20 protein-coding genes and 1 pseudogene are annotated in these 19,522 nt (G+C 71.2%); 2 read left to right on the forward strand and 19 right to left on the reverse strand.

Annotation, left to right across the window (positions count from 1 at the left end):
• Nucleotides 1-83: 83 nt before the first annotated feature.
• From tatC to G3I53_RS19270, 10 genes are all read right to left on the reverse strand, one after another.
• The gene (gene tatC, locus G3I53_RS19225) at nucleotides 84-1,028 is read right to left on the reverse strand and encodes a twin-arginine translocase subunit TatC (RefSeq protein WP_164335129.1); all 945 of its coding nucleotides are present in this window, start codon (nucleotides 1,026-1,028) and stop codon (nucleotides 84-86) included.
• 48 nt (nucleotides 1,029-1,076) lie between these two features.
• Nucleotides 1,077-1,358: a Sec-independent protein translocase subunit TatA gene (gene tatA, locus G3I53_RS19230; RefSeq protein WP_164335127.1), complete on the reverse strand. Its 282-nt coding sequence runs from the start codon at nucleotides 1,356-1,358 to the stop codon at nucleotides 1,077-1,079.
• Nucleotides 1,359-1,588: 230 nt separating this feature from the next.
• Nucleotides 1,589-1,783, reverse strand: coding sequence for a hypothetical protein (locus G3I53_RS19235; RefSeq protein WP_164335125.1), 195 nt, complete (start codon nucleotides 1,781-1,783; stop codon nucleotides 1,589-1,591).
• Nucleotides 1,784-1,853: 70 nt separating this feature from the next.
• Entirely contained in the window at nucleotides 1,854-2,147 is a 294-nt protein-coding gene (locus tag G3I53_RS19240; protein ID WP_164335123.1) for a hypothetical protein, read from the reverse strand.
• A 59-nt stretch (nucleotides 2,148-2,206) separates the two neighbouring features.
• A complete protein-coding gene (locus tag G3I53_RS19245; protein ID WP_164335122.1) occupies nucleotides 2,207-3,202 on the reverse strand; it encodes a WYL domain-containing protein in 996 nt (331 codons plus the stop codon).
• Nucleotides 3,203-3,219: 17 nt separating this feature from the next.
• On the reverse strand, nucleotides 3,220-4,173 hold the full coding sequence (locus G3I53_RS19250) for a WYL domain-containing protein (RefSeq protein ID WP_164335119.1): 954 nt from the start codon (nucleotides 4,171-4,173) through the stop codon (nucleotides 3,220-3,222).
• A gap of 201 nt (nucleotides 4,174-4,374) precedes the next feature.
• Entirely contained in the window at nucleotides 4,375-4,746 is a 372-nt protein-coding gene (locus G3I53_RS19255) for an FKBP-type peptidyl-prolyl cis-trans isomerase (RefSeq protein WP_164335118.1), read from the reverse strand.
• Nucleotides 4,747-4,802: 56 nt separating this feature from the next.
• On the reverse strand, nucleotides 4,803-5,777 hold the full coding sequence (locus G3I53_RS19260) for an FKBP-type peptidyl-prolyl cis-trans isomerase (RefSeq protein ID WP_164335116.1): 975 nt from the start codon (nucleotides 5,775-5,777) through the stop codon (nucleotides 4,803-4,805).
• Nucleotides 5,778-5,954: 177 nt separating this feature from the next.
• The gene (gene pafA, locus G3I53_RS19265) at nucleotides 5,955-7,316 is read right to left on the reverse strand and encodes a Pup--protein ligase (RefSeq protein WP_164335114.1); all 1,362 of its coding nucleotides are present in this window, start codon (nucleotides 7,314-7,316) and stop codon (nucleotides 5,955-5,957) included.
• A 9-nt stretch (nucleotides 7,317-7,325) separates the two neighbouring features.
• The gene (locus G3I53_RS19270; protein ID WP_164335112.1) at nucleotides 7,326-8,585 is read right to left on the reverse strand and encodes an MFS transporter; all 1,260 of its coding nucleotides are present in this window, start codon (nucleotides 8,583-8,585) and stop codon (nucleotides 7,326-7,328) included.
• A gap of 76 nt (nucleotides 8,586-8,661) precedes the next feature.
• Between G3I53_RS19270 and G3I53_RS19275 the strand changes: the two genes are divergently transcribed.
• Nucleotides 8,662-9,714, forward strand: coding sequence for a LacI family DNA-binding transcriptional regulator (locus G3I53_RS19275; RefSeq protein WP_203592037.1), 1,053 nt, complete (start codon nucleotides 8,662-8,664; stop codon nucleotides 9,712-9,714).
• Nucleotides 9,715-9,791: 77 nt separating this feature from the next.
• On the opposite strand, the gene prcA is transcribed toward G3I53_RS19275, so the two are convergent.
• From prcA to arc, 6 genes and pseudogenes are all read right to left on the reverse strand, one after another.
• Nucleotides 9,792-10,565: a proteasome subunit alpha gene (gene prcA / locus G3I53_RS19280; protein ID WP_164335108.1), complete on the reverse strand. Its 774-nt coding sequence runs from the start codon at nucleotides 10,563-10,565 to the stop codon at nucleotides 9,792-9,794.
• A 61-nt stretch (nucleotides 10,566-10,626) separates the two neighbouring features.
• Entirely contained in the window at nucleotides 10,627-11,472 is an 846-nt protein-coding gene (prcB, locus tag G3I53_RS19285; protein WP_164335106.1) for a proteasome subunit beta, read from the reverse strand.
• Nucleotides 11,424-11,627 (reverse strand): annotated as a pseudogene (locus G3I53_RS19290) (endonuclease domain-containing protein); the annotation flags it as partial. The pseudogene G3I53_RS19290 and the gene prcB, both read right to left, overlap by 49 nt.
• A gap of 109 nt (nucleotides 11,628-11,736) precedes the next feature.
• Nucleotides 11,737-11,955, reverse strand: coding sequence for a ubiquitin-like protein Pup (locus tag G3I53_RS19295; protein ID WP_164335133.1), 219 nt, complete (start codon nucleotides 11,953-11,955; stop codon nucleotides 11,737-11,739).
• Between the two features lie 199 nt (nucleotides 11,956-12,154).
• Nucleotides 12,155-13,666, reverse strand: coding sequence for a depupylase/deamidase Dop (dop, locus tag G3I53_RS19300; protein ID WP_343240650.1), 1,512 nt, complete (start codon nucleotides 13,664-13,666; stop codon nucleotides 12,155-12,157).
• Nucleotides 13,667-13,900: 234 nt separating this feature from the next.
• Nucleotides 13,901-15,667: a proteasome ATPase gene (gene arc, locus G3I53_RS19305; protein WP_164335104.1), complete on the reverse strand. Its 1,767-nt coding sequence runs from the start codon at nucleotides 15,665-15,667 to the stop codon at nucleotides 13,901-13,903.
• A gap of 245 nt (nucleotides 15,668-15,912) precedes the next feature.
• On the opposite strand from arc, the gene G3I53_RS19315 reads away from it, so the two are divergent.
• A complete protein-coding gene (locus tag G3I53_RS19315) occupies nucleotides 15,913-16,218 on the forward strand; it encodes a ferredoxin (protein ID WP_164335100.1) in 306 nt (101 codons plus the stop codon).
• Nucleotides 16,219-16,364: 146 nt separating this feature from the next.
• On the opposite strand, the gene G3I53_RS19320 is transcribed toward G3I53_RS19315, so the two are convergent.
• From G3I53_RS19320 to G3I53_RS19330, 3 genes are all read right to left on the reverse strand, one after another.
• A complete protein-coding gene (locus G3I53_RS19320) occupies nucleotides 16,365-16,943 on the reverse strand; it encodes a hypothetical protein (RefSeq protein ID WP_164335098.1) in 579 nt (192 codons plus the stop codon).
• Between the two features lie 233 nt (nucleotides 16,944-17,176).
• Nucleotides 17,177-18,079 (reverse strand): tRNA (adenine-N1)-methyltransferase, encoded by a 903-nt coding sequence (locus G3I53_RS19325; protein ID WP_164335096.1) that lies wholly within the window; start codon nucleotides 18,077-18,079, stop codon nucleotides 17,177-17,179.
• Between the two features lie 95 nt (nucleotides 18,080-18,174).
• Nucleotides 18,175-19,522: site-2 protease family protein (locus tag G3I53_RS19330; protein WP_239063985.1), on the reverse strand; the 1,348-nt coding region annotated here is incomplete at its 5' end.

A 19,522-nucleotide genomic window follows, 5' to 3' on the forward strand; every position in this document is an offset into this window, starting at 1 on the left:
GCCCCGGCCGCGGCCCGCGGTGGGGTTGACGAAGAGGGTGATCTCGCTGGTCACGCAGTGACCCTACGAGGTGTGGCCCCCGGCTAGGTCACGTCGTCATAACCGTTGACCCGGTCCCTGTTCGTCTGCTCGGGGAGGGCGGACACGGGTTCCGCGGGGTCGACGGCCTCGGGGGTCAGGTCCAGCTCGGAGGCCTCGTCGTCGGCGGGGCCCAGGGCCTCCAGGCGCCGCTTGCGCCGGTCGTTGAGCAGGGCCACGCTGACCGCGGCGAAGTACAGGAGCCAGATCGGTCCGGCGAGCGCCATCATGGTCAGCGGGTCGGTGCTGGGCGTGGCGATGGCCGCGAAGAGCGTGATGCCCAGGATCATGCCGCGCCACCAGCCGAGCATCCGCTTGCCGCTCAGCGCCCCGGTGAAGTTGAGCATGATCAGCAGCAGCGGCAGCTCGAAGGAGAGCCCGAAGACGACGACCATGCGCGTCACGAGGTCGAGCAGGTCGTCCAGCGGCAGCAGGTTGTCGACGTTGCCGGGCGTGAAGTCGATGAGCACCTTGGCGGTGGTCGGCAGCACCCGGTACGCGAAGTAGGCGCCGCCGAGGAACAGCGGGAAGCCGGTGGCGACGAACGCGTAGGCGTACTTCTTCTCGTGCCGGTGCAGACCGGGGGCGACGAAGGCCCACAGCTGGTACAGCCAGACCGGCGCGGCGAACACGATGCCGGCCATCAGCGAGACCTTCAGCGCCAGCGTGAAGGGCGTGAGCAGGCCGTTGATCGTGATCATGGCGCAGGGCTGCGCCTTGTCCTGCGTGGTGCGCGCCAGTTCCTCGAAGGACTGGCCGCAGCCGACCGACCTGAGGATCGGGTCGGTGAAGAAGTTGATGATGTCGGTGTAGAAGAAGGCCGCGACGACCGTCACCAGGACGATGGCCAGCAGCGCCTTCGCGAGCCGGTTGCGGAGCTCACGCAGGTGCTCCGCGAGGGGCATCCGCCCTTCCGGATCCTTCTCCTGCTTGCGGGCAGACTTCAGCAACCCACGTTCCCCATCTCGTGCGGCGGGCCGGAGTCCACCGGCCCTGCGTCAGCGCTTGGTCGTGTCCGTCGGCTCCGCCACCGGGCGGGAACTGGTCACGTCACCGGGGGCGGCCTGGATGGTGCGCTGCGCCGAGGGCTCCTCGGGGGCCGGCGGGTCGGCGGGGGCGGAGGACTTGTCCTCCTTCATCGCCTTGGCCTCGCTCTTGAGGATGCGGGCCGACTTGCCGAGCGACCGCGCCATGTCCGGCAGCTTCTTCGCGCCGAACAACAGGATGACGACGACGAGGATGAGAATGATCTCGGGAGCGCCGATCTTGCCACCGAACATAAGTCTTTACCTTCTCACCGAGGCTGCGGGGGTTGCTGTCCGACCGGACACACGCCCGGACGATGGTGCTGACAGCGATCGTAACGCTCAGGGGTGAACGCGAGGCAATCCCCGTGCGTCCTCCCCGTCCGCGATCCGGGCCTCGTTCTCCGGGCCGCGTGCAGCAGCGTACCTGCCGGTGCCCTCGGCCCGACAGGGCGAGGGCGCCGTGGCGGGCGTCGCGGGCCTGTTCAGAGGGCCTCGGCGGAGCGGGCCGCGGTCGCGGCCGACCGCTCCAGGTCCTCGGCGGCGCGGCCGATGCGGTGCGCGGAGTCGGTGACCTGCCGGCCGAGGCGTTCCGCCTCGACGAACACCCGCACGGCCAGCACGCCCAGTACGAAGAGACTCACGAATCCCACGGCAACCGCGAACATCGGCCAGAACATGGGGCGAGCCTAGACCGTCCCGGCGGGCGGCGGGGTGCCGCCCCGCGCCCGCGCGGTGCGGACCGGAGACCTACGCGGTGGAGTGCAGCCGCAGGGTGCTGACGCCGCCGCCCGTGAGCAGTTCCACAATCCGCTCCCCGGCCGGCTTGCGGACCGCGGCCGCGCACTCGGGGCAGGTGAACGAGTAGAAGGTGGTGCGGCTGCTCGCGCCGACCACCAGGCGCAGCGCGCTCGCGGCGAGCTCGAACCGCCCCCGGCAGTCGGGACAGCCCGCCCGGAACACGACCGGGGCCACACCTCTCATCCCGGCGAACGCGGACGCCACCGTCATCCCCCGCACACCAGACGTCGCCGACTCGCTCACGGCACTCGCTCCTGCCTGTCGTCCTGTCCGTCCCGCGCCACCCGCCGTGGGCGGCCCGCTCACCCGGCCGCCTCGACCCCGTCGTAGGCCGCGAGCGCCTCGCGGGCCGCCTGCCGGGCGCTGTCGGCGAGACCACTCGGCGCGACGATCCGGCCGTCCCGTCCGAGCCGCAGGGCCAGCCGCTTCAGCGAGGCCGGGTCGGGGGTCCGCAGGGTGATGCGCAGCCCACCGTCGGGAAGCTCCTCCGCACTGTCGTGCGGGTAGTACTCGGCGACCCAGCGTCCGCCCGGGCCGACCTCCACCACGACCTCGGGGTCCTCGGCGGCGGGCTGCACCAGCCCCTCCGACAGGTCCCGCAGTTCGATCTCCGGGGGCGCCGACGGCTCGTCGAGGATCCGGATCTCCGCGACCCGGTCGAGCCGGAAGGTGCGGCGCGCCTCGGAGCGGCGGCACCAGGCCTCGACGTAGGTGTGGCCGACACTGACCAGCCGGATCGGGTCGATCTCGCGCTCGGTGATCTCGTCGCGCGCGGGTGAGTAGTAGCGGATCCACAGGCGGCGGCGCTCGGCGATGGCCCGGTCGACGTCGGCGAAGACGCCGCCCTCGGACTCGAAGGTCACCGACAGCCGGGAGCTGGCCCCGGCCGCCTCCCCGGCCGCGGTCTCCACCTTGGCGGTGGCCCGCAGCAGCGCCTGGCGGTCGCTCTCGCGCAGGCCGGGCAGGGTGGCCACGGCGCGGGCGGCGACCAGCAGGGCGGTGGCCTCGTCGGCGGCCAGCCGCAGCGGCTCGGCGGTCTCCGCGCCGAGGGCGGCGGGGTTGTGCCACCAGATGCGCTCGCCGTCGGTGTCGATGTCCAGCAGGTCGCCGCCGCGGAAGCTGGTGCCGCACATGGGCAGCACGTCGAGGTCGGAGACCAGTTCGTCCTCGGTGATGCCGAAGGCGCGCGCCACGTCCTCGATGCGGGCGCCGGGGCGCTCGCGCAGATAGGTGACCAGCGACAGCATCCGCCGGGTCTGGTCGATGGCGTTCACGGGCCTGACCGGTTTTCCTGCCACGTTGTGTCCGCTCCCCCTCAGCCCTTGGCGACGGCGCGCAGCCGGTCCACCACGTCGGCCCGCAGCTCCGCGGGCTCCAGGACCACCACGTCCGGTCCGAACTCCACCAGCCAGGCGTCCAGGCCGTGACCGTACGGGATCTCCAACTCGTCCCACCCGTCGCCGAGTTCCCGGACCGCCGTGGCCCGGGCGCGCAGCGGGTAGCCGGCGTCGGTCCGCAGCCGGATGCGGGCCGAGCGGTCGGCGGTCTCGCCCGCCCAGCCCGCCACGGTCTCCCGCACGGTGACGACGTCCGGCACGGGGACGGTGAACCGGCCGCTGCGCGAGCGCACCCTGCCGGTGATCCGGGACAGCCGGAAGACCCGCTCGGCGCCCCGGTCGCGGTCCCAGCCGGCCAGGTACCAGTGGCCGCGCCAGCACTCCAGCGCCCACGGTTCGACGTGCCGCTGCTCGGGCTGGGCGGCGGAGGCCTTGCGGTAGTCGAAGACGACGGGGCGGCGGTCGCGGCAGGCGAGCATCAGCGGCTCGAAGGCGGCCTCGTGGACCGGGATGCGGGGTTCGAGGGCGCTGTGGGTGCCGTGCGGGTCGACGTCGTCGGGCAGCCCGGCGGCCCGCAGCTTCTGCAGGGCGCCGCTGGCCGCCCCGGCGAGCCGGGCCTGCTGCCAGACCTTGGCGGCGAGCCCGAGCGCGGCGGCCTCCTCGGCGTCCAGGGTGATGGGCGGCAGCCGGTTGCTGTCGCGGCGGGCGAGGTAGCCGGTCTCGCCGTCGAGGTTCTCGACGGTCTCGATGACGAGTCCGAGTTCGCGCAGGTCGTCCTTGTCGCGCTCGAACATCCGGTTGAAGGAGTCGGTGGAGCCCGCCTCCAGGTAGGCCTCGATGGACTCACGCAGCTCGCGCTTGCTGAGGGGCCGCCGTGTCCCGAGCAGACACAGCGCCAGGTTCATCAGCCGCTCGGCCTTGGCAATGGCCATCGACGCCCTTCGCCTCCCTATGGTGCTTACGACCGATGACCGTACCGCTCCGTGGTGGCGCGGCAAAAGCCGAGGGCCCACGCCCGGACGGGCGTGGACCCCTGATGACCGGCTCCGATCGGTTTCCGACCGGACGTCGTACGACGAACCGACGATGCGGTGATCACTTCGATCACCGGGTGCCGGCCGGCGGTGCGCCGGTCAGACGCCGAGCAGGTCGACCACGAAGATCAGCGTCTCGCCGGGCTTGATCGCCGGCGTCGGGCTCTGGTCGCCGTAGGCCAGGTGCGCGGGGATGGTCAGCTGGCGGCGGCCGCCGACCTTCATGCCCTGCACGCCCTGGTCCCAGCCCTGGATGACCCGGCCGGCGCCCAGCGGGAACCGGAAGGGAGTGCCGCGGTTCCAGCTGGCGTCGAACTCCTCGCCCGTGCTGAAGGCGACACCGACGTAGTGCACGGCGACCGTGTGACCCGCCTGGGCCACCTCGCCGTCACCCTCCCAGATGTCCTTGATCTCGAGGTCCGCCGGGGGCTCGCCGCCCGGGAAGTCGATCTCGGGCTTGTCGATGCTCACTGATTCTCTCCTTGTTGCGTGACCTGCGAACCCACACAGTTTCACAGACGCACGGGTCAGACGGTGCCCACGATGTCGACGACGAAGACCAGGGTGTTCTTGGCCAGCTCGCTGCCCGGGTTGGCGCCGTAGCCGAGGGACGGCGGGATCACCAGCAGCACGCGGTCGCCGACGTTCTTGCCGACCAGTCCCTGGTCCCAGCCGGCCACGACCGAGCCGGTGCCGATCTGGAAGGCGGTGGCGCCGCCGTGGTCCCAGGAGGAGTCGAACTTCTTGCCGTCCTCCCACTTGACGCCGGTGTACTGGGCGACGAGTCCCTGACCGGCCTCGACCTTCTTGCCGTCGCCCTTGATCAGGACCTGCTCCTCGAGTTCCTCGGGGGCCTTGGCGCCCTTCGGGACGGTGATCGTGGCGGCCTTCTGCGACGCCGCCTTCACCTCGGGCAGACCGTCCTCGGTGGCCGCCTGCTCACCCTTGGCCTCGGCCTTGGCGTCGACGGGGGCGGCGGCGACGGTGTCGACCACCCAGACCAGGACGTCCTTCTCGGTGATGCCGGAGGCCGGGTTCAGGTTGGGACCGATCAGGTCGGACGCGGTGCCCTGCACCAGGGTGCGGCTGCCGACCTGCTTGCCCTTCAGCGCGTCCAGGACCTTGGGGGGCAGCTGACCGCCCTCCTTGCCCACCTGGGCGACGGACTGCGGCCGGGGCTTCTTGCCGGCCGCGGTGGCCCAGGTGCCGCCGAGCTCCTTGTCCTCGCCCCACTTCACGACGGTCCAGTCGAGCCGGACGAAGTCGGACGCCTTGACGGCCGCCCCCTTGCCCGCCGACACCGTCTTGACCACGGTCTTCTCGGTCGGCTCGGTGTCCTTGGGGTCGGAGATCTCTGGCTTCTGGCCGAACTTCCCCTCGACCTGGGCGACGCCGTCCGCGGAGTCGCTGTTCTTGTCGTCGTCCGCGCCGCACGCGGCGGTGAACAGCAGGGCGGGAACGGCCAGCAGCGCCGCGAGGCGCCGGTACGTGTTGTGGTTCATCAGTCCAACTGGGAGTCGGGGGCGTGGGGGCGATGCCCGCCACTCTACGACCTGTGACCCCGTGGACCACGAGAACGCGGTGACGCCCCGGCGAAAGAACGCGCCCAGGACGCGCGACGCCCCCGGGTGTCACCACCCGGGGGCATCGCGACCGGCCGGCGCGGCCGGCCGGACCGGTCACATGCCGGCGATCAGCTTCTCCACCCGCTCGTCCACCGAGCGGAAGGGGTCCTTGCACAGCACGGTGCGCTGCGCCTGGTCGTTGAGCTTGAGGTGGACCCAGTCGACGGTGAAGTCCCGGCGCTGCTCCTGGGCCCGCCGGATGAAGTCGCCGCGGAGCCGCGCCCGGGTGGTCTGCGGCGGCACCGACTTGCCCTCGAAGATCTTGAGGTCGTTGCAGATCCGGGCGGCCTGCCCCCTCTTCTCGAGCAGGTAGTACAGACCACGACGCCGGTGGATGTCGTGGTAGGCGAGGTCTATCTGCGCGACCCGCGGATTCGACATGGTCATGTTGTGCTTGGCCCGGTACCGCTCGATGAGCTTGTACTTCATGACCCAGTCGATCTCGGTGCCGATGCGGTCGAGGTCCTCCTCCTCGATGGCGTCCAGGGTGCGGCCCCACAGCTCCAGCACCTGCTCCACCGTGCCGGTGCGGATGCCCCGGCGCTCGCAGAAGTCCAGCGCCTTCTCGTAGTACTCGCGCTGCACCTCCAGGGCGGACGCCTCACGTCCGCTGGCCAGGCGCACCTTGCGCCGGCCGGTGATGTCGTGGCTCACCTCGCGGATCGCCCGGATCGGGTTCTCCAGGGTGAGGTCCCGCATGACGGTGCCCGCCTCGATCATGCGCAGCACCAGGTCGGTGGCGCCGACCTTGAGCAGCATGGTCGTCTCGGACATGTTCGAGTCGCCCACGATGACGTGCAGCCGGCGGTAGCGCTCGGCGTCCGCGTGCGGCTCGTCGCGGGTGTTGATGATCGGCCGGGAGCGGGTCGTCGCCGAGGAGACGCCCTCCCAGATGTGCTCGGCCCGCTGGCTGACGCAGAACACGGCTCCGCGCGGTGTCTGCAGCACCTTGCCCGCGCCGCACAGGAGCTGGCGGGTCACCAGGAAGGGGATGAGGATGTCGGCGAGCCGGGAGAACTCCCCGTGCCGGGCGACGAGATAGTTCTCGTGGCACCCGTAGGAGTTTCCCGCGGAATCGGTGTTGTTCTTGAAGAGGTAGACGTCGCCCGCGATTCCCTCCTCGTGCAGGCGTCGTTCGGCGTCCACCAGGAGTCCTTCGAGAATGCGCTCCCCGGCCTTGTCGTGGGTGACCAGTTCGGTCACGTTGTCACACTCGGGGGTGGCGTATTCCGGATGTGATCCCACGTCGAGATAAAGGCGGGCACCGTTGCGCAGAAAGACGTTGCTGCTTCGGCCCCATGACACGACACGGCGGAAGAGGTACCGCGCCACCTCGTCAGGAGACAGGCGCCGCTGTCCCCTGAACGTGCACGTGACGCCGTACTCGTTCTCCAGCCCGAAAATGCGGCGGTCCATGACTGAACATTACGCCCGTTCCTCTGAACTGAAACGGGGTTCGAGGGCACGGTTCGGATCATTTTCCGAACGGGCCGCAACCACCGCCCTGCCGACCGGAACTGCTATTACCCTTCTCGTGGCGATCAAAACCAGCAGGGACACGCCACCGGCCGCGCCGGGCACCGCGAAACCCCATAGGGCGCCGCCCGCCTCGACGACCGGGCCCGCCACGCCCGTTCCGACCGACGCGCCCACGGTGAAGGTGGTCACCAGCCAGGAGAACGCCTCCGTGACCGTCCCGCGCGGCGCGTGCCGGTCGACGAGCACGAAGGCACAGGCGATGGCCGGGGCGAGGAACACGCCGGCGAGCGCGGCGAGCAGCGTCATGGCCACCGGGCCCGGCATCAGCATGAGCGGCAGGTAACACACCGCCAGAAGGGCCACCAGCACCCGCAGTCGCCGCCCGGGTTCGCCCCGCCACCCGCGCGCCCCGTACGCCAGGCCGCCGACGAGGGCGCCGAAGCCGAGGCCCGCCATCAGCCAGCCGTACACGACGTCACCGCCGTTGTCGTCCCCGTAGGAGACCGCCGCCACGGTGATGGACCCGAGCGCCATGCCGATGAACAGGAAGGCGGCCAGCAGGGCGAGCAGCCCCGGGGAGCGCAGGGCGCCCAGCCAGTGCGCCTCGCGCGGCGCGGAGCGCCAGGCGCGGGAGGGCGCCGAGACGACCACGGACAGCGCGCCGAGCACCCCGATGGCGTTGAGCACGAGCAGGGCCGCCTGGGCCGACCACAGGGCGGCGCACACCGTGACGAGCAGCGGCCCGACGGTGAACATCACCTCCTGGGCCACGGCGTCCAGGGCGTACGCCCGGTGCACGTGGTTCTCCTTGGGCAGCACCGTGGCCCACAGGGCCCGCAGTCCGCCCTCCAGCGGGGGCGTGAACAGTCCGGCGGCGGCCACGGCCGCGTAGGCCAGGGGCAGCGGGCCGATGCCCGCGAAGGCGAAGACGGCCATGGCGAGGGCGGAGAGCACGGCGGCGGGCAGCTGCACCCGGGGCTGGCCGCGCAGGTCCACCAGCCGTCCGAGCACCGGCTGGCCGACGGCGTTGGCCACGCCGTAGACCGCCGCGAGGGCGCCCGCCAGGCTGTAGGAGCCCCCTTCGGCGCGCACGAACAGCACGATGGCGATGGCCGCGGTCGCGTTGGGCAGGCGTCCCACCAGCGTGCCGACGAGCAGCCGGGCGGCGTGCCGCACCCGGAGGATCTCCAGGTATCCCGTGGCCATGCCGAGCCCTCCGCTCACCGGCCGTTCCGGGGCCGGACCGTGCGTTGTACGTATAACGGCCGGTTCCATACGTACCATGTCGGCTGTTCGCCAGTCCAGACGAAGGAGCGGTCCGACGGTGGCACGAGCCAGCACCCGACCCACGAGCCGGGACGTCGCCCGGGCCGCCGGTGTCTCCCAGGCCGCGGTCTCCCTGGTCCTGGGCGACAAGTGGCGCGGCCGGGTCTCCGAGACCACCGCGCAGCGCGTCCGCGAGGCCGCGGACAGCCTCGGCTACCGGCCCAACCTCGCCGCCCGCAACCTGCGCCTGGGCCGCACCCGCACGGTCCTGCTGGTGGTTCCCGCGCTCACCACGGAGTTCTTCGCCGGGGTCTACACGGGCGCCGCGCGCGTCGCCGGCCGGCACGGCTTCGGGGTGGTGCTCTACCCCTCCCCGGAGGGCATCGGCCCGGCCCGCGACCCCTTCGCGTCCGCACAGGCCGCCCTGGACGGCGTCATCGCCTCCTCGATGGCCGCCGACGCCCTGAGCGCGATCCGGGGCGACCAGCTGCCCCTGGTGATGCTGGACAGCGACCCGGCGGCCGGGGTGGGCGCGGCCACGGTGAACCTGGACATCGCCGACGGCGTCCGGCAGGTCGCCCGGCACCTGCTGGACCTCGGCCACCGGCGCTTCCTGCACCTGGCCGCCGACGTGGCGTCCTGGACCTTCGAGGTACGGGCCCGCGAACTGGCCGCCCGGCTGGAGGGCGTCCCGGGCGCGTCCCTGCGCACCGTCTCCTCGCCCATCTCCATCCGGGGCGCCGAGGCCGCCGCCGGGGCCGCCCTCGCCGGCGGGAACCGGCCCACGGCCGTCGTCTGCGACGACGACCAGCTGGCGGCCGGTGCCTACAAGGCGGCCCGCAGACTGGGCCTGCGGATCCCCGACGACCTCTCCGTCACGGGGCTGGACGACCTGGCCCTGGCCACGGCCATCGACCCGGAACTGACCACGGTGCGGTTCGACGCCGAGCTGTTCGGCGAGCGCGGCATGCGGGCGCTGCTGGCCGTCCTGGAGCAGCGCGCGCCCGAGGCCGACGACATCCCCGTCGACCTGGTGGTACGGGGGTCCACCGGCCCCGCACCGGACTGACGGCCCGCACACGACGGTGCGCCGCGCGCTTTCCGGCCCGCGGGCCCGGAGCACACGGCGCACCCGTGCCCGGCCGACTACTCGGTGTCCGGGCCCCCGGACTCCGTCTCGGACCCGGCGTCGTCCTCCGCCTCCGACGCCGTCTCGGCGCCGCCGGCCTCCAGCAGGCGCACCAGCTGGCGCCCGGTGATGCGCTTGAACTTGCGCTTCTGCGGCCGGGTGCGGTCCAGCACCGCCACCTCCAGCCGCTCGGCGGGGATCTCCCGCTCACTGCCGTTGGTGTCCCGCGACAGCGACTGCACGGCCAGCCTCAGCGCCTCGGCCAGGGTCATGCCGTCCTGGTGCCGCTGGTCGAGGTAGCCGCTGATCTGCTCCGCGTTGCCGCCGACCGCCACCGAGCCGTGTTCGTCGACGATGGAGCCGTCGTGCGGCAGCCGGTAGATCTGGTCCTGGTCCGGGGTCTCACCGACCTCGGCGACCACCAGCTCCACCTCGTACGGCTTCTCGCCGACGCTGGAGAAGATGGTGCCCAGCGTCTGCGCGTAGACGTTGGCCAGGCCGCGGGCGGTCACGTCGTGCCGGGCGTAGGTGTAGCCGCGCAGGTCGGCGTACCGGACGCCGCCGATGCGGAGGTTCTCGTACTCGTTGTACTTGCCGGCGGCGGCGAAGCCGATCCGGTCGTAGATCTCGCTGAACTTGTGCAGCGCGCGGGACGGGTTCTCGCCGACGAAGACGATGCCGTCGGCGTACTGCAGCACGACCAGGCTGCGGCCACGGGCGATGCCTTTGCGGGCGTACTCGGCCCGGTCGGCCATCGCCTGCTGGGGGGAGACATAGAACGGCGTCGACACCGGTTATCCGTCCCTTTCTGTCGAAGTCACTGGACCACCTTGAAACATCCGGACCGCCCGCCTACAGCAGCGAGGCCCGCGGGCCGTCGGGCTGCTCCAGCCGCCGCTCCAGCACGGACCGGGCGATCCCGGACGCCTCGTCCTCGGTGAGCCGGCGGAAGCCGTCCTCGGTGATCACGGTGACGATCGGGTAGATCCGGCGGGCGACATCGGGACCACCGGTCGCCGAGTCGTCGTCTGCCGCGTCGTACAGGGCCTGCACCACCAGTGTGGTGGCCTCGGCCTCGCTCAGGTCCTCCCGGAACAGCTTCTTCATCGCGCCGCGCGCGAAGATCGAGCCCGAACCGGTGGCGGCGAACCCCTGCTCCTCGGAACGGCCGCCCGTGACGTCGTAGGAGAAGATCCGCCCCTTCTCCCGGTCCACGTCATACCCGGCGAACAGGGGGACCACGGCCAGGCCCTGCATGGCCATGCCCAGGTTGGAGCGGATCATGGTCGACAGGCGGTTCGCCTTGCCCTCCAGGGACAGCTGCGCGCCCTCGACCTTCTCGAAGTGCTCCAGCTCCAGCTGGAACAGCTTGACCATCTCCACGGCCAGGCCCGCCGTGCCGGCGATGCCCACCGCGGAGTACTCGTCGGCGGGGAACACCTTCTCGATGTCCCGCTGGGCGATGACGTTGCCCATGGTGGCGCGACGGTCACCGGCGAGGACGACCCCGCCGGGGAAGGTCACGGAGACGATGGTGGTGCCGTGCGGGGCCTCGATCGCGCCCTGGACGGGCGGCAGCTTCCTGCGCCCCGGCAGCAGGTCCGGCTGGTGTTCGGAGAGGAAGTCCATGAAGGAGGAAGACCCTGGCGTCAGGAAGGCAGCAGGCAGACGCCCGGTGTCACGAGTGTTGGCTTCCACGAGGTTCCCTCCAGATAGGCGGCAGCCCGACGGATGCGGTCGGGATCGTCTCCCAACTTGCCGATGGCCGAATTGCAGTTGAAGCACAGTACGTCACGGACCCTACCCGCCTCGCGGCAATGATCCACATGCGATACGGGTCTTTCCGGGACGGGTCCGGTGCAGCGCGAACGCTGTCCGCGGCAGGTCTGGGCGCACCGCGGACAGCGTTCACACTCTCTTCGATTGCGAAGTACGGCACCTGCTCGGCCTTCGGACCGAAGGCTACTCGCCGCCCTTTTGGACGAAGGACCTGACGAAGTCCTCGGCGTTGGCCTCCAGGACGTCGTCGATCTCGTCGAGGACGTCGTCCACGTCCTCGTTGAGCTTCTCCTGGCGCTCCTTGAGGTCCTCGGAAGCCTGCGCGTCCTGCGTCTGCTCCTCGACCTCCTCGGTGGAGCGCGTGGCCTTCTGCTGCCCGCCGCCGGTGTCCTTGGTCGCCATAACCCTCACCCCGCTCAGTTCGCCCGACATGGTCGGCATGACGCCGATTGGTGATGATCAGACCCTACAAGCCTGGTCCGACAATGCCCCCGTACTTGCTCCAACGTACGGGGACCACCTCGATGATTCCCGTCGGCGGGGCGTTCCACCCCGCCGGCGGGCCGTTCCCGGCACCCCGGGTGGTCCCGGGCGCTCCGGCTCAGTTCCCGGACAGGACCCTGACCAGGTCTTCCGCCGTGCGGCAGCGGTCCAGGAGCTCCTTGACGTGATTACGCGTTCCGCGAAGCGGTTCGAGGGTTGGGACCCTCTGGAGCGAGTCGCGGCCCGGCAGATCGAAGATCACGGAGTCCCAGGAGGCCGCCGCGACGTCGTCCGCGTACTGCTCCAGGCAGCGTCCGCGGAAGTACGCGCGCGTGTCCTCCGGCGGCTTCGTGCGGGCCCGCTCGACCTCCGCCTCGTCCAGCAGCCGCTTCATCCGGCCGCGGGCCACCAGCCGGTTGTAGAGGCCCTTGTCGGGGCGTACGTCGGCGTACTGGAGGTCCACCAGGTGCAGCCGGGCGGCGTCCCAGTCCAGGCCGTCGCGGCGCCGGTAGCCCTCCATGAGCTCCCGCTTGGCGACCCAGTCCAGCTCGCCGGCCAGGCTCATCGGGTCGTTCTCCAGACGGGTGAGGGTGTCCTCCCAGCGGGCCAGGACGTCCTTGGTCTGGTCGTCGGCGTCCGCCCCGAACCGCTCCTCCACGTACTTGCGGGCCAGCTCGTAGTACTCCATCTGGAGCTGGACCGCGGTCAGTGTCCGGCCGCTGCGCAGCGTGACGAGGCGCTTCAGCGACGGGTCGTGGGAGACCTGGTGGAGGGTGCGGACCGGCTGGTCGACGGCGAGGTCGACGGCGATGAAGCCGTCCTCGATCATCGACAGCACCAGGGCGGTGGTGCCCAGCTTCAGGTAGGTCGAGATCTCCGAGAGGTTGGCGTCCCCGATGATCACGTGCAGGCGCCGGTACTTCTCGGCGTCGGCGTGCGGTTCGTCGCGGGTGTTGATGATCGGGCGCTTCAGCGTGGTCTCCAGGCCGACCTCGACCTCGAAGTAGTCCGCCCGCTGGCTGATCTGGAAACCGTGCTCGTGGCCGTCCTGGCCGATGCCGACGCGGCCGGCCCCGGCGAAGACCTGGCGGGAGACGAAGAAGGGCGTCAGGTGGCGCACGATGTCCGAGAACGGGGTGGCCCGCTTCATCAGGTAGTTCTCGTGCGTGCCGTAGGAGGCGCCCTTGTTGTCGGTGTTGTTCTTGTAGAGGTGGATCGGCTGGGCGCCGGGCAGCGCGGCCGCCCGTTCGGCGGCCTCGGCCATGATGCGCTCGCCGGCCTTGTCCCACAGCACGGCGTCGCGCGGGTTGGTGACCTCCGGTGCGCTGTACTCGGGGTGCGCGTGGTCCACGTAGAGGCGGGCCCCGTTGGTGAGGATCACGTTCGCCAGGCCGATGTCCTCGTCGGTGAGCTGGCTGGCGTCGGCGGCCTCCCGGGCGAGGTCGAAGCCTCGCGCGTCCCGCAGCGGGTTCTCCTCCTCGAAGTCCCAGCGGGCCCTGCGCGCCCGGTGCATCGCCGCCGCGTAGGCGTTCACGATCTGGGACGAGGTGAGCATGGCATTGGCGTTCGGGTGGCCGGGGACGGAGATCCCGTACTCCGTCTCGATGCCCATTACTCGCCGTACGGTCATGCGGCCCTCCTTGCCCGGCAGCGCTCCCGGTCGGGGGCGCTGCTCAAGTACCGCTGGCGCTCAGATGCGTGTGCGGTGCCCGTCCCCGCACTGCGCGACTCGGCGGTATGCAAGAGCCTAGAACGCCTCTGCGCCGGTGGGGAGATCATTTGCGTCATTGCTGTGCTCCAGCCGTGGCCCGAAAAACAGTCGGCTGCGGGTACCCGCCGAGGGCACCCGCAGCCGCCCTGTCTTTTACAGGTACTGACCGGTATTCGCCACCGTGTCGATGGACCGTCCGGTGTCCGCGCCCTGCTTTCCGGTGATGAGCGTACGGATGTAGACGATCCGCTCGCCCTTCTTTCCGGAGATGCGCGCCCAGTCGTCCGGGTTGGTGGTGTTGGGCAGGTCCTCGTTCTCCTTGAACTCGTCCACGCAGGCCTGGAGCAGGTGGGAGACGCGGAGACCCTTCTGGTTCTTCTCGAGGAAGTCCTTGATGGCCATCTTCTTGGCCCGGCCCACGATGTTCTCGATCATGGCGCCGGAATTGAAGTCCTTGAAGTACAGGACCTCCTTGTCACCATTGGCGTAGGTGACCTCCAGGAAGCGGTTCTCCTCGGACTCGGCGTACATCTGTTCCACGGCGGTCTGGATCATGCTCTGGACCGTCATGCCCTTGTCGCCGCCGTGCTCGGCGAGGTCGTCGCCGTGCAGCGGGAGGCGCTCGGTGAGGTACTTGCCGAAGATGTCCTTGGCCGCCTCGGCGTCCGGACGCTCGATCTTGATCTTCACGTCGAGCCGGCCGGGCCGCAGGATCGCGGGGTCGATCATGTCCTCACGGTTGGAGGCGCCGATGACCACCACGTTCTCCAGGCCCTCCACACCGTCGATCTCGGCCAGCAGCTGCGGAACGATGGTGTTCTCCACGTCCGAGCTGACACCGGATCCACGGGTGCGGAAGAGGGACTCCATCTCGTCGAAGAAGACGATGACGGGCGTGCCCTCGCTGGCCTTCTCACGGGCCCGCTGGAAGACCAGGCGGATCTGCCGCTCGGTCTCGCCGACGTACTTGTTGAGCAGCTCCGGGCCCTTGATGTTGAGGAAGAAGCTCTTGCCGGCGGCCTGCCCGGTCACCTCGGCCACCTTCTTGGCGAGCGAGTTCGCGACGGCCTTGGCGATGAGCGTCTTTCCGCATCCGGGGGGCCCGTAGAGCAGGACGCCCTTCGGCGGACGCAGTTCGTGCTCGCGGAACAGGTCCGGGTAGAGGTACGGCAGCTCGACCGCGTCCCGGATGGCCTCGATCTGGTTGCCGAGGCCGCCGATCTGCTCGTATCCGATGTCGGGGACCTCTTCGAGGACGAGCTCCTCGACCTCGCTCTTGGGGACGACCTCGTAGACGTACCCGGAGCGCGGCTCCATCAGCAGGGCGTCACCGGGGCGGATGGTGATGTCCAGCAGCGGCTCCGCGAGCCGCACCACCCGCTCCTCGTCGGTGTGCCCGACCACCAGGGCGCGCTCGCCGTCCTCGAGGATCTCCTTGAGGGTGACGATGTCGCCGACACGCTCGAACTCCATGGCCTCGACCACGTTGAGCGCCTCGTTGAGCATGACCTCCTGGCCACGCCGGAGCCCGTCGAGCTCCACGCCCGGGCTGACGTTCACCCGGAGCTTGCGGCCGCCGGTGAAGATGTCGGCGGTGCCGTCCTCGTTCGCCGTGAGGAAGACTCCGAAGCCGGCCGGGGGCTGGGCGAGCCGGTCGACCTCCTCCTTGAGGGCCACGATCTGGTCGCGGGCCTCACGGAGCGTGCTGGCGAGTCGTTCGTTCTGGGCGGACACGCCGGCCAGGTTGGTCTGCAGCTCGACGATCCGCTCTTCGAGAATCCTCGTGTGTCGCGGAGAGTCGGCGAGCTTACGTCGCAGGACGGCGATCTCCTGCTCAAGGTAGGCGATCTGCCCGGCCGGGTCGTCGGACCCGCGTCCCGGGCGGATGCCGCGGTTCATGTCGTCGTCGTGGGCTGCCACGGTCCTCACCTCCTCCAAGGGGAGCTGGACGCTTCCAGACCCTACCTGGGCGGGTGTCGATTGAAACCCCTAGATCACAAAGACGGTCGGGGTGTGTCCGATCTTCACCCTTGCGCTCTCCCTCACGCCAGGGGAATACCCACCGACGATGATTGGAATCCCGGCGCGGGTAGGGTCGAAGTGTTCAACACCCGTCGGAGCTGGCCGGATTCCCGTCCCGTCCGACGCAGCGATCGGCAGGAGAGATGAGCGTGCAGCAGGAGGCCGGGGCCCGCGAGGAGGCGCTGGAGGTCTGGATCGACCAGGACCTGTGTACGGGCGACGGCATCTGCGCCCAGTACGCGCCGGAGGTGTTCGAACTCGACATCGACGGCCTGGCCTACGTGAAGAGTCCGGACGACGAGCTGCTTCAGGACAAGGGCGCGACGACGCCCGTGCCGCTGCCGCTTCTCACCGATGTGGTCGACTCGGCGAAGGAGTGTCCCGGCGAGTGCATCCACGTCCGGCGGGTGACGGACGGCGTCGAGGTGTACGGGCCGGACGCGGCGTGACGGGCGTGGCACGGTCCGTCATGTCCGTCTGATTCCCCGCCCGCCGGAGTGCGCTGCGGGTCCGCGCGCCCGCGTGTGCTCCCGTCACGCGCGCGTCCGGTACGACCGGTACGGCCGGCGCGGTGGCCGCCGGTTCCCGGGCGCGGTCAGACGCTCCGGGCGCCGGACGGTGTGGAGCGCGTGAACGAGCCGTCGTCCCAACGCCATTTCACGCTCTCGCGCACGTCGGGGCAGCAACTGGGCACGTCGGCGGACGAGTAGCCGAGGAGGGTGGCGTTCACGTCGCCCCCGTCCACCGAGAAGTCGTCGACGTTGGTGCGGTCCCCCGGGTCGACGAGAGTGGCGACCACCCGCGGGGTCGCGTCGTCGGCGGACCGGGTCAGCACGTACACGCCGTCCGGCGGGGTGCCCATGGGCGCGTCGCAGTGGACCACGGCCACGGTCTCGGGCCGGCCGTCGCCGTCGAGGTCGCCGGACGCCTGCTTCTTCACGACCTGCTGCACCGGGCCGCAGTCGAAGGGGAACTCCACGCCCGCGGGGTCCGGCGGGGCGCCGTGCGCCGGCGCGCTCCTGGTCTGCGGGCCGGGGCTCTGGGCCGCGGTCGCGGAGCCGGGCTGGAACAGCGACGACAGCGCGACGACACCGGCGAGGGCCGTCGCGGTGGCGACCCAGTGGATCGGACGGGCGTGCGTGTGGGCGAGTTCCGGGACCGCGGAAGGCTGCACGAGGAGTGCCTCCTGTGAGGGCTGTGCCGGTGGGGGTGGCCAGCATCGTGCCACACGTCACAGGACGGAGGGAACGGCGGGGGTGTGGGTTCACGCACCGGGGGAACCGGGGCGGGTCAGGCCGTGGGCCGGTGACCCCGTCGGGGGCTCAACGCACGGGCGCCGTGGCGCAGTTCCCGCGCGTGCGGGGGAACTGCGCCACGGCGCCCGTGCGTTGTCGTGGCGGGGGTGTGTCAGCGGGTGGCGCCGCCGTCGGCGTTGGGGCCCGCGTAGTCCTCGCCGTAGGCGCCCTTGGCCGGGCGGCGGCGGCGCATGGGCGGCTCGACGCCGTCGGCGAGACGGCGGGCGGTGAGCAGGAAGCCGGTGTGGCCGATCATCCGGTGGTCCGGGCGGACGGCCAGGCCCTCGATGTGCCAGTTGCGGATCATCGTCTCCCAGGAGGTCGGCTCGTTGAAGCAGCCGATCTCGCGGATGGACTCCACGGTCCGGGCGAGCTGGGTGGTGGTCGCCACGTAGCAGCACAGGATGCCGCCGGGGACGAGCGCCTTGGAGACGGCCTCCAGGCACTCCCAGGGGGCCAGCATGTCGAGAATGACGCGGTCCACGTCGGCGTCGGACAGGTTGTCCTGGAGGTCGCCGACGGTGAGCTGCCAGGCGGGGTGCGGGCCGCCGAAGTAGCGCTCGACGTTCTGCCGGGCGATGTCGGCGAAGTCCTCGCGGCGCTCGTAGCTGTGCAGCATGCCCTGGTCGCCGATGGCCCGCAGCAGGAAGCTGCTCAGCGAGCCGGAGCCCACACCGGCCTCCACGACGCGCGCGCCGGGGAAGATGTCGGCGAAGGCGAGGATCTGTCCCGCGTCCTTCGGGTAGACGACGGCTGCCCCGCGGGGCATGGACAGGACGTAGTCGGGGAGCAGGGGGCGCAGCGCGAGGTAGGCGACGTTCCCGGTGGTGCGGACAACGCTGCCCTCGGGAGCGCCGATCAGTTCGTCGTGCGGGAAGGAACCCTTGTGGGTGTGGAAATTCTTCCCGGCCTCGAGCGTGAACGTGTAGTGGCGGCCCTTGGGGTCGGTCAGCTGAACCTGGTCCCCGACCTTGAAGGGCCCGCGCCTGCGGGCGGCACCGGTCGGTTCGGACATGTGACCAGCCTACCGGTCCCCGGAGGGCCCGCCGACCACCTCCGGGGCGTGCGGGCGCCCGTGCGGCGAGGCGGTGCTCCCCCGCCCCGGCGGGCTCAGCTGGGCCGTGCCATGGCCTTCACGAACGCCCGTTCCACGTCCGCCGCGGACAGCACGCCGTAGATCTCGCCGGTGTCCTCGACCACCAGGTACTCGGTCGCCGGGGTCGCCCGCAGCACCTCCAGCAGGTCCTCGCCCGCCAGCTCGGCGGAGACCCGCATGCCGTCGGTGATGTCCTGGGAGAGCCCGGAGACCGGCACCCAGGGGCGGCGGTGCTCGGGCACGCCGACGATGGCGGCCTCGCGCACCAGGGACAGCGGGGTGCCGTCGGGGTCGACGACGACCAGGGCGCGGGCCCCGGCGGCGTTCGCCCGGCGCAGGGCCTCGGACAGCGGGGTGTCGTTCTCCACCGGGACGGCGCGGCGGGTGAGGGTGCGGGCGCGCAGCTCGGGGAGGTGTTCGCGCAGGCGGGCCATGCGCAGGCTGTTGCCGGCGCCGGTCCAGATGATGGCGGCCAGGATCGCGGCGAGCAGGGCGTCCAGGACGGTGTCCATGCCGACGCCGTCGGCGGCGGCGGAGCCGAGCGCGCCGGACTGGGTGAGCAGCGGCAGCCCGACGAGGACGGAGACGGCGAGGGCGCGGCCGACCCAGGCGGCGGCGACGGTGCCGGTCATCGGCCTGCCGGTGAGTTTCCAGACCACCGCGCGGAGCATCCGGCCGCCGTCGAGCGGGAGGCCCGGCAGGAGGTTGAAGACGGCGACGATGAGGTTGGAGATCATCAGGCCGGCCAGCAGGACCCCGGGCACGGAGCTGGGGTCGACGGCGAGCAGCCCGAGGTAGAAGACGCCGGACAGCACCAGGGAGAGCAGCGGGCCGACGAAGGCGAGCACGAACTCCCGGCCGGGGGTCTCCGCCTCCTTCTCGATCTCGGAGACGCCGCCGAAGAACTGGAGCTGGATGCGGCGCACCGGCAGCTTGAAGCGGAGCGCGGCGAGGGTGTGGGCGAGCTCGTGGACGAGCACCGAGGCGTAGAAGGCGACGGCGAAGAAGAGGGACACCAGGTAGCTGGCGGCGCCGAGCTCGGGCAGGACGCGGTCGATCTGCCCGCCGAACACCCAGGTGATGAGGATGGCGACGAGGAACCAGCTCGGCGCGACGTACACCGGTACGCCGAACGGCCGCCCCATCAGCAGGCCGCCGCGCGACTGCTCGGGAGGCCTCTTGGGGCCCTTGCCGGGGCCCGAGTGGGCGAGCGTGCGGTCGTCCTCCGTCCCGCCGTGTGCTGCCGTGGGCGGGGGCGGAGGGGGCGGCTGGTGCGGGGCGCCGGGACCGGGGGTCCGCGGGTCCCGTCCGGTGGCCGGGGGCGTGTCGGGGTGTTCCGGCGGGGCCGGGCGCGCGTCGGCG

The sequence above is a fragment of the Streptomyces sp. SID14436 genome, assembly GCF_010548465.1.
Taxonomy (GTDB): domain Bacteria; phylum Actinomycetota; class Actinomycetes; order Streptomycetales; family Streptomycetaceae; genus Streptomyces.

What these genes read in the sequence shown, in the direction of transcription:
- G3I53_RS19270 (WP_164335112.1), bottom strand. Translation starts at nt 8,585, where the DNA reads ATGGCCACGGGATACCTGGAGATCCTCCGGGTGCGGCACGCCGCCCGG.
- G3I53_RS19275 (WP_203592037.1), top strand. Translation starts at nt 8,662, where the DNA reads ATGTCGGCTGTTCGCCAGTCCAGACGAAGGAGCGGTCCGACGGTGGCA.
- G3I53_RS19295 (WP_164335133.1), bottom strand. Translation starts at nt 11,955, where the DNA reads ATGGCGACCAAGGACACCGGCGGCGGGCAGCAGAAGGCCACGCGCTCC.
- G3I53_RS19250 (WP_164335119.1), bottom strand. Translation starts at nt 4,173, where the DNA reads ATGGCCATTGCCAAGGCCGAGCGGCTGATGAACCTGGCGCTGTGTCTG.
- tatA (WP_164335127.1), bottom strand. Translation starts at nt 1,358, where the DNA reads ATGTTCGGTGGCAAGATCGGCGCTCCCGAGATCATTCTCATCCTCGTC.
- G3I53_RS19260 (WP_164335116.1), bottom strand. Translation starts at nt 5,777, where the DNA reads ATGAACCACAACACGTACCGGCGCCTCGCGGCGCTGCTGGCCGTTCCC.
- G3I53_RS19235 (WP_164335125.1), bottom strand. Translation starts at nt 1,783, where the DNA reads ATGTTCTGGCCGATGTTCGCGGTTGCCGTGGGATTCGTGAGTCTCTTC.
- pafA (WP_164335114.1), bottom strand. Translation starts at nt 7,316, where the DNA reads ATGGACCGCCGCATTTTCGGGCTGGAGAACGAGTACGGCGTCACGTGC.
- G3I53_RS19315 (WP_164335100.1), top strand. Translation starts at nt 15,913, where the DNA reads ATGAGCGTGCAGCAGGAGGCCGGGGCCCGCGAGGAGGCGCTGGAGGTC.
- dop (WP_343240650.1), bottom strand. Translation starts at nt 13,666, where the DNA reads ATGACCGTACGGCGAGTAATGGGCATCGAGACGGAGTACGGGATCTCC.
- G3I53_RS19325 (WP_164335096.1), bottom strand. Translation starts at nt 18,079, where the DNA reads ATGTCCGAACCGACCGGTGCCGCCCGCAGGCGCGGGCCCTTCAAGGTC.